The organism is Moorena sp. SIO3I8 (genome assembly GCF_010692325.1).
GTDB lineage: Bacteria > Cyanobacteriota > Cyanobacteriia > Cyanobacteriales > Coleofasciculaceae > Moorena.
Genome location: NZ_JAAHHW010000195.1, coordinates 1 through 7,573 on the forward strand (window position 1 = coordinate 1; position 7,573 = coordinate 7,573).

6 protein-coding genes are annotated in these 7,573 nt (G+C 43.6%); 3 read left to right on the plus strand and 3 right to left on the minus strand.

Features of this window, described 5'->3' with window-relative positions:
• The first annotated feature begins 437 nt into the window (after positions 1–437).
• The gene (locus F6K51_RS34365; protein ID WP_293029767.1) at positions 438–560 is read left to right on the plus strand and encodes a hypothetical protein; all 123 of its coding nucleotides are present in this window, start codon (positions 438–440) and stop codon (positions 558–560) included.
• A 705-nt stretch (positions 561–1,265) separates the two neighbouring features.
• Here the strand turns inward: F6K51_RS34365 and F6K51_RS34370 are convergent.
• The 3 genes from F6K51_RS34370 to F6K51_RS34380 all read right to left on the minus strand — a co-directional run bounded on the left by F6K51_RS34370 (position 1,266) and on the right by F6K51_RS34380 (position 4,038).
• Positions 1,266–1,928: a TVP38/TMEM64 family protein gene (locus F6K51_RS34370; protein ID WP_293029771.1), complete on the minus strand. Its 663-nt coding sequence runs from the start codon at positions 1,926–1,928 to the stop codon at positions 1,266–1,268.
• Between the two features lie 131 nt (positions 1,929–2,059).
• Positions 2,060–2,758, minus strand: coding sequence for a TVP38/TMEM64 family protein (locus tag F6K51_RS34375; RefSeq protein ID WP_293029774.1), 699 nt, complete (start codon positions 2,756–2,758; stop codon positions 2,060–2,062).
• A gap of 977 nt (positions 2,759–3,735) precedes the next feature.
• Complete coding sequence (locus F6K51_RS34380) at positions 3,736–4,038, minus strand: hypothetical protein (RefSeq protein ID WP_293029777.1); 303 nt, start codon at positions 4,036–4,038, stop codon at positions 3,736–3,738.
• Between the two features lie 105 nt (positions 4,039–4,143).
• Between F6K51_RS34380 and F6K51_RS34385 the strand changes: the two genes are divergently transcribed.
• Both F6K51_RS34385 and F6K51_RS34390 read left to right on the plus strand, forming a co-directional pair.
• Positions 4,144–5,322, plus strand: a complete 1,179-nt coding sequence (locus tag F6K51_RS34385) for a mechanosensitive ion channel domain-containing protein (RefSeq protein WP_293029780.1) — start codon at positions 4,144–4,146, stop codon at positions 5,320–5,322.
• Between the two features lie 595 nt (positions 5,323–5,917).
• Positions 5,918–7,126 (plus strand): mechanosensitive ion channel domain-containing protein, encoded by a 1,209-nt coding sequence (locus tag F6K51_RS34390; RefSeq protein ID WP_293029783.1) that lies wholly within the window; start codon positions 5,918–5,920, stop codon positions 7,124–7,126.
• Positions 7,127–7,573: the final 447 nt, after the last annotated feature.

Genomic DNA, 7,573 nt, shown 5'->3' on the forward strand with positions numbered 1-7,573 from the left:
GGGTCGGCGTATCAAGATTTCGGGGGCTCAGTGGGATGAGAGTAACGTCCCACAAGTCTTGAAGCATCGGTGTGCCTACCTCAACGGGCAATTTTCAACTTGAGTCTTACAAAACTGAGATGCACTCCATGCTGATTACCCCTAAGATAATTACTAGAGAAGGTAACAGGCAAAAAGTAATAATGAACGATTGTCCATTGAACCAATTTTTAGAATACTGTTCTTTAGTCATTTCCTGCCAAGCTCAAAGTCGCCAAGGGTGGATATTTTATTAGTAATAGACATAGGTGTGAAAACGATTATGGAAGCGTTACCCCACTTAACCTTAAACCTAATTTCAACGCCTATGTCTAAGGTCGGAGAGACATAGTTATTCGGGTATATATCATCGGTAACTGATAATAGGTAATTGCCAATTTACAATTGAGGATCATACTATGGCTGCTATTAAACACCACTTGTATATCGCAATTACCTATTACCTATTACCTATTACCTATTACCTATTACCTATTACCCATGACCTATTAACAGACACTCATCTCTATCAACATGCATAGAAAATTAGTATTCTGGTTGAGATGTTCTTGGAGTCAATCGCGAAGTTTAATCACACATTGTGAAAATCTTGGGAAGGCTATCCTCAGTATTGTATAGTAAATATCCCCCAAAATGTTAAATTTTGGTGAAAAACACTTGGTGAAAAACACTTTTAGGTGCGCTTTTGGAAAGCGCACCTTAAGTGTCTTGCTATACAAAACGAATGGCAAGCACTCACCTTCGGTCTCACGGGACTTGTGAAAACTTAACGTTTCAAAAATTAAGGTAAAAACTTTAACGAGTAAAGTTTAAGTTAAAAGGAACTACTGACAGAACCTTCCTTTTCCCCTTACCTCAGCGATGCAGCAAGGGAACAGGGGAGGCAGCGCCGCCAAAGGGGGTTCCCCCCATGAGCGACTGCCGTGGTTTCCCCCACTCGCTATTGCATCAAGACAGGGAAAAGATGAGGGGTTACACCCTTCATATTAACAAATATAACAGATTCCCGTAAATCCCTCTCTTATTCTTTACTTGTCTTACGGATACGTTTCAGGAAAAGCCTAGCAAGTCGGGGTAGTTGATCAGAAAATTTTTTACCCTATTGACCCACTGATACCACGTTGCTTTCTTGCCATGGTACTTCCTGGGATTGATAGGGGAGATAGGGAGGATGGGAAAGATGGGAAAATGAGGAGAATGGGACAGGAGAATGGGCAACAGGAAGACTATTTCTTTTTTCGCTTTGCCAACAGTGGCAAGGCAGACAGTATACCTAGGAAACTGAGTGCTAGGAAAAATGGTAAGCGATCGCCTCCTTGCAAAGCTTCCCCTCCAGTTACTCCCAGCCAAGTATAGGCGAGGGTACCAGGAATAATCCCAAAGAAAGTGCCAAGGGTATACTCTACCGAGCCAATCGGGGTTAGACCAAACAGGAAATTCACTACATTAAAAGGAGAAATGGGGGCAAAGCGTACTGCTAAGACAAACATCAGGGGTGTCTGCATCACTGCTTGATTGAAGCTGACCAATGCTTTATGATGCCTGAACTTGTATTCAACCCAATCTCGCAATAGGTAACGCGCTACCCAAAATGCTCCCAATGCCCCCAAGGTTGCTCCGATAACAGACCAGAAGGTACCCCAAACTAAACCAAACACTGTACCACCAGCGATAGTCAGTACTGTGCCAGGAATTCCTAAAACCGTTGCCAGAGCATAAACCAGGATAAATAAACAGATTGCCCAATGGCCTAATTCTTGCAACTGTTGCACTAGGAACCTTTGGTTAAATAAGGCTCTGACAGGAGTCGAGTAACACAATAGGACCAAAATAAATAGCGCGATCGCTAACCAAAGGCTTCGTCTTTTCAGCAATATGTTCAATCTCATCAATCTTCTACCTTAATCACCTTAAATTGTCAGGACTTAGGGTCAGGACTTACGCAACACTGGACTGTCATTCGCCCTTATATTCGCCTTTATGGTGTAGGGTGCGTTAATAACGCACCCTACAAGCAGAGTTATTGCCTAAGTTTTGATTGTTTCCAAAGTAGGGGGGTGGTAGATAGCACCGCTAATACAACTAGTGCTGCGATCATTTGCCAGGGGGGACTACCGCTGATAGCTTCCAGACCACTGCGACCTAACCAAGCATAAGCAAAGGTAGCCGGGATAATTCCCACTGCGGTGGCTATCACATAGGTGGGTAGAGGAATTGGTGTTAAGCCGAACAAATAGTTAACCGCATTGAATGGAAAAATTGGCGCGAGGCGAATTGAGAGCACAAACCAAAAACCATTTTTCTCAATGCCCTCACTGAGTTGCTCCAAACGAGAGTCCTGAAACTTATACTTAACCCAATCACCAGCAACAAAGCGAGCAATCATAAACGCAGCCGTTGCTCCCAAAGTAGCACCAATCACAGTCCACAAAGTACCCAGCATTAGTCCAAACAGAGCACCAGCCGAAAAGGTTAAAATCGCATCAGGAACAGCTAGTACTGTGGCAACAATATAAATTAAAATGTACCCCAGTGGTCCAAAAATACCCATGCTTTCCTGAAGCCATCTCAGATTTTCCAGCTTCAGCCAAGACCCAACCGGCGTAAATAGCAAAATTAAGGCAGCTGTCACTAGAACTATTGCCCCAATCCCTAACCTGAGTCCTAGCTTTCTCTTGGACTGGGGCAGATTTTGAGATGTCGAGGATGAAAGGTTCATGAGCTGGGGAAAAGGTAATGGGTAATTGGTGATTTTGAAATAGGGTGATTTTGAAATAGGATTAGTTTTGGGCTGACAAACTAATTAGGAATCGAATCCTATCACATACGATATCAATATTGACTATATTTATTGACACAGTATCGGTAGTGTTAACGTCCCAATTTTATAAGTTTTATAGAGGGTTAATCGTCATTTTTAACTGCTCATTCAGTTCTAGATATTTCCAGTATACATGAATCTATTAAATCCTAGCTTAATGAGTTTTTACTGAGAATAGCCTTAATCAATAACGAGCTAGTTTGGTCAATCAGCGAATCAGTGCAAATCATACAGATAGAAGTTAGGCAAAAGTGCAAAAGTTCCTGATAGCAAGTTGCTTTCTGGTGATGTTACTTGCTGATCACAAGCTCATCCCCCTGATCCCCCTCATATGAAGTCGGGTTGAATACCCATCATAAAAGTGTGGGGCCCCGGAGATGGGGAGATGGGGAGATGGGGAAATGGGGAGATGGGGAGATGGGGAAATGGGGAGATGGGGAAATGGGGAGATGGGGAGATGGGCTAGGCATAGAACAAGTTAATATGCTATTGTTTTCGCCATCTACACAAGAGAATTTAGATTAATTTTAGAAATAGGGTACCCATATCACAAGTAGAACATGCTACTATTATCTCCGTCTTTAGCAGATGACTATAGACTAGTCAGCCTGGGAGGTCTACCACATGATCAAGTTTTAGTTTCAAGTTCAACTAGCCGTTTATCGGTAATTAATTGTTTACAAGTTGGGTTGACAAGTCTGGCCAAGCAGGAGTAACTGGGTTGTCTTGATGCTTGTCTTGATGCAAAGCGCGAGTGGGGGGAAGCCCTTCAGGTCGGCGCACCCGTCGCTATTCGAGATCTCGGCATCAGCTCCTGGCACGACCCTGGAAACTATGGGCAGAAGACCTTTGATTCTACAAGCCCATGGCTCTAATCAACCCAAACTGGGCAGTTGATTGGTTGCAGTTGATTCGCGATCGCTAAACAAACCAATAGCTAGTAATCCTTCGCAAAATTCAACATCTGTGTCTTGATGCAGTCGGTATTTCCGCCGTCTTTTACTAGCTAATACTTTTCGGTAAATTCCAGCGTTGATTGACCGAATAGTTTTCCTAAAAACGGATAATAAACGTTTCAAACTGGCTCGTAGGGTGCTGCGGAAACCGCCAATCGCTCTAAATCCTGTTTGCGGACACAATCCCCATTGCATACCCAGCACTATTGAGTAAATTAGCAACTTATAGTAAAATAATTTCACCAATCGACTTGCCATCGACTTGTCATCGACTTGCCATTTAACTAGGCAGAGGTCGATCTCTGCTGTTGCATTTTGGTCGAAACTATGGAAAACCTTAAGACTACATTCAACAATACAATCAACGTTATCAAAGAAAGGATCTTTGATACCGATTTCAAGCTCGCCAACATCCCTATTTCCACGATAGTTATTGTGGTGCTCATCCTCTTGCTCACCCAGATATTGCGAGGCTTGTTCACTGCCATAATCATTCGCAGACTCGAACGTCTGACTAGTGGTACAGAAACCACCCATGACGATGAGTTCATTAGGATTCTTAAAGCACCATTAGGCTGGCTAATTTGGCTGGCTGGACTCTGGCTAGTACATCTAGTTGTGGCGACCCATCTTACTCCTGAACAGAATCAGAAAATCCCCGAGATTCTGTTTGTGAGTGCTCTGTTCATTGCCACCTATATTCTTTACCGTGCTGCTCCACTACTGGGGGAGCTTCTAGGCGGATTGGCGGCCAACACTGAAACTGAACTGGACGATTTGTTCGTGCCCTACTTCCCAAGGCTTTTTCAGATCGCAGCAGTGCTGATTGCCGCTATTAAAGCCAGTGAGATTTTGTTGGGGGCATCTGCTGGTGCACTGATCGGTCTACTGGGTGGTGCCGGTGTCGCCTTAGGTTTGTTATTCAAAGACATTATCTATGACTGGTGTTGTACGGTGATTATCTACGCTGATGGTCTCTATAAACCTGGTGACTGGGTAGGAGTGGACGGCGTAAATGGTTTTGTTCAGATCGTCAGTATTGGTCTCAGAAGTACAACACTTCGCCTTACTGAGTGGGGTTCTATCAAAAAAGTTCCCAATTCTCAAATGATTGCTGGCGTTGTGGAAAATTGGTCACAGAAGATTGGCGATAGATTTGAGTGGGGTATAAATTTAACTCTGAAAATTGATGGCATTTCAGCGGAGCAAACTATCCGAATTTGTCAGGCTCTTGAAGAAAGAATTCCGACTATCGATGGCTTGCACAAGAAAAAAATGTTAGTTTTATTTTCCAAAATTGAAGAGAATGCTCGCGTGATTATAGTTAGGGTATTTGTGATTGATACCAACCTCTACTATTCTGCCCAGCAAGACTTGAACATAGCCATATTAGAAATCCTGCAGAAAGAGGAGATTGATCACCTGCATATTGAGCTGGAAAAGCAACTTCAAGACTACAAACAGATGAAGGGAAATTTAGTTAGTGAGGTGGTATCTAAATCCTAGCAATGCTTTGAACAAGCGATGCAGCGCTCGCTCCCTTCGAAGCTGCATCGCTTTTAGGTGCGACCCGTGGCGAATTTAATTCGCCACGGGTCGCACCTCAAGAATTTGTACCTGACCGAATTGAAAACCGCTGTATGAGATGCACCCCAGATAGTAAACCTTTCAAACTGGCTCCTAGGGTGCTGCCCAAACGGGCAATTGGTGTCAATCATGTTTATTACATACCTAAGTAGTCGGACAAAAGTAAAATTAACTGTTGAAATAGGGAGCAGGGACTGAGGCCGTGGGCCACGCGGGGCGCGTTCGGAGCTGGGAGCAGACGGACTTTTGGCAACTTTACACAAGTTAATACAGCGATGCAGCAAGGGAACAGGGGAGGCAGCGCCGCCAAAGGGGGTTCCCCCCATGAGCGACTGCCGTGGTTTCCCCCACTCGCGCTTTGCATCAAGAAGTGAGGTTTATTTTTGTCCAGGTACTTAGCATGATTCGCTAAATTCGCAAATTATAGTAAAATCGTTTCGCCAATCGATTTGCCATCGACTTGCCATTTAGCTAGGCACAGGTCGATCTATGTTACTGTATTTTGGTCCAAACGATGGAAAACCTTCAGGGTAAATTCAACACTACAATCAACATAATCACAGAAAGGATCTTTGATTCCGACTTCAAGCTCGCCAACATTCCTGTTTCCACGATAGTTATTGTGGTGCTCATCCTCCTCCTTACCCAGATATTGCGAGGCTTGTTCACTTCAATAATCATTCACAGACTCGAGCTGATAACTAGCCGTACAGAAACTACCCTAGACGATGAGTTCATTAGCATTCTTAAGCAACCATTAGGCTGGCTAATTTGGATCGCTGGACTATGGCTAGTCTATCTAGTTGTGGCAAGCCATCTTAGTCCTGAACAGAATCCGAAAATCCTCGAGATTCTCTCTGTGAGCGCTCTGTTCATTGTCACGTATATTCTTTACCGTGCTGCTCCACTATTGGGGGAGCTTCTAGCCGGATTGGCGGCAAACACGGAAACTGAACTCGACGATTTGATAGTCCCCTACTTCCCAAAGCTTTTTCAGATAGCAGCAATCCTGATTGCTGCCAGTAAAGCCAGTGAGATTTTGTTGGGGGCATCTGCTGGTGCACTGATCGGTCTACTGGGTGGCGCAGGTGTCGCCTTAGGTTTGTTATTAAAAGACATTATCTATGACTGGTTTTGTACAGTGGTTATCTATGCTGATGGTCTCTATAGACCCGGTGACTGGGTAAAATTGGACGGAATAAATGGTTTTGTTGAGATACTCAGTATTGGTCTGAGAAGTACAAAGGTTCGTCTTCTTACTGTTGGTGGTACCAAAAAAATTCCCAATTCTAAAATGATTGGTGGAGTTGTGGTCAATTATTGGTCACAGAATCCTGGCGATACGTTGGAGTTGGGAGCAATAAATTTAACTCTGAAAATAGATGGAATTTCAGCGGAGCAAACTACCAGACTTTGTCAGGCTATTAAAGCCAAAATTCCGACTATCGATGGATTGCACAAGCAGAAAATGAAAGTTGTATTATCCAGCATTGAAGAGAATGCTCGTGTGATTCTAGTTAGGGTATTTGTGATTGATAGAAAACTCTATTTGGCCGCCATGAATGACTTGAACATAGCCATATTAGAAATCCTCCAGAAAGAGGAGATTGATCACCTGCATGTTGATCTGAGAAAGGAACTCCAAGACTACAAACAGCTGAAGGAAAATTTAGTTAGTGAGGTTAAGGAAAATTTAGTTACTGAGGTGGCATATAAATCCTAGCAATCCTTTGAACAAGGGATGCAGCGCGGCTGCATCCCTATTCGAGCTCTGGGCATCTGCTCCTGGCAGGACCCTGGAAACTATGGGGACAAGGGCTTTGCTTAATAATGGAATGATTTGAATAGTTTTGTGGAATGAGCATCTTGCTGTCTAACAAGCATCTTACTGTGGAACGGGCATCTTGCCCGTTACAATTCCCGGGCAGGCAGGATGCCCACCCCACTGATATTCCTTCGACGATTCAGCAATGCCAGCACTATTGGGTCAATTCGCAACTTAGTCAATTCGCAACTTATAGTAAAATCGTTTCGCCAATCGATTTGCCATCGACTTGCAATTTAGCTAGGCACAGGTCGATCTATGTTACTGTATTTTGGTTGAAACCATGGAAAACCTTAAGAGTACATTCAACAATAGAATCAACCTAATCAAAGAAAAGATCTTTGA

Coding starts and splice junctions, on each gene's coding strand:
- F6K51_RS34390 (WP_293029783.1), top strand. CDS start 5,918: ATGGAAAACCTTCAGGGTAAATTCAACACTACAATCAACATAATCACA.
- F6K51_RS34385 (WP_293029780.1), top strand. CDS start 4,144: ATGGAAAACCTTAAGACTACATTCAACAATACAATCAACGTTATCAAA.
- F6K51_RS34365 (WP_293029767.1), top strand. CDS start 438: ATGGCTGCTATTAAACACCACTTGTATATCGCAATTACCTATTACCTA.
- F6K51_RS34370 (WP_293029771.1), bottom strand. CDS start 1,928: ATGAGATTGAACATATTGCTGAAAAGACGAAGCCTTTGGTTAGCGATC.
- F6K51_RS34375 (WP_293029774.1), bottom strand. CDS start 2,758: ATGAACCTTTCATCCTCGACATCTCAAAATCTGCCCCAGTCCAAGAGA.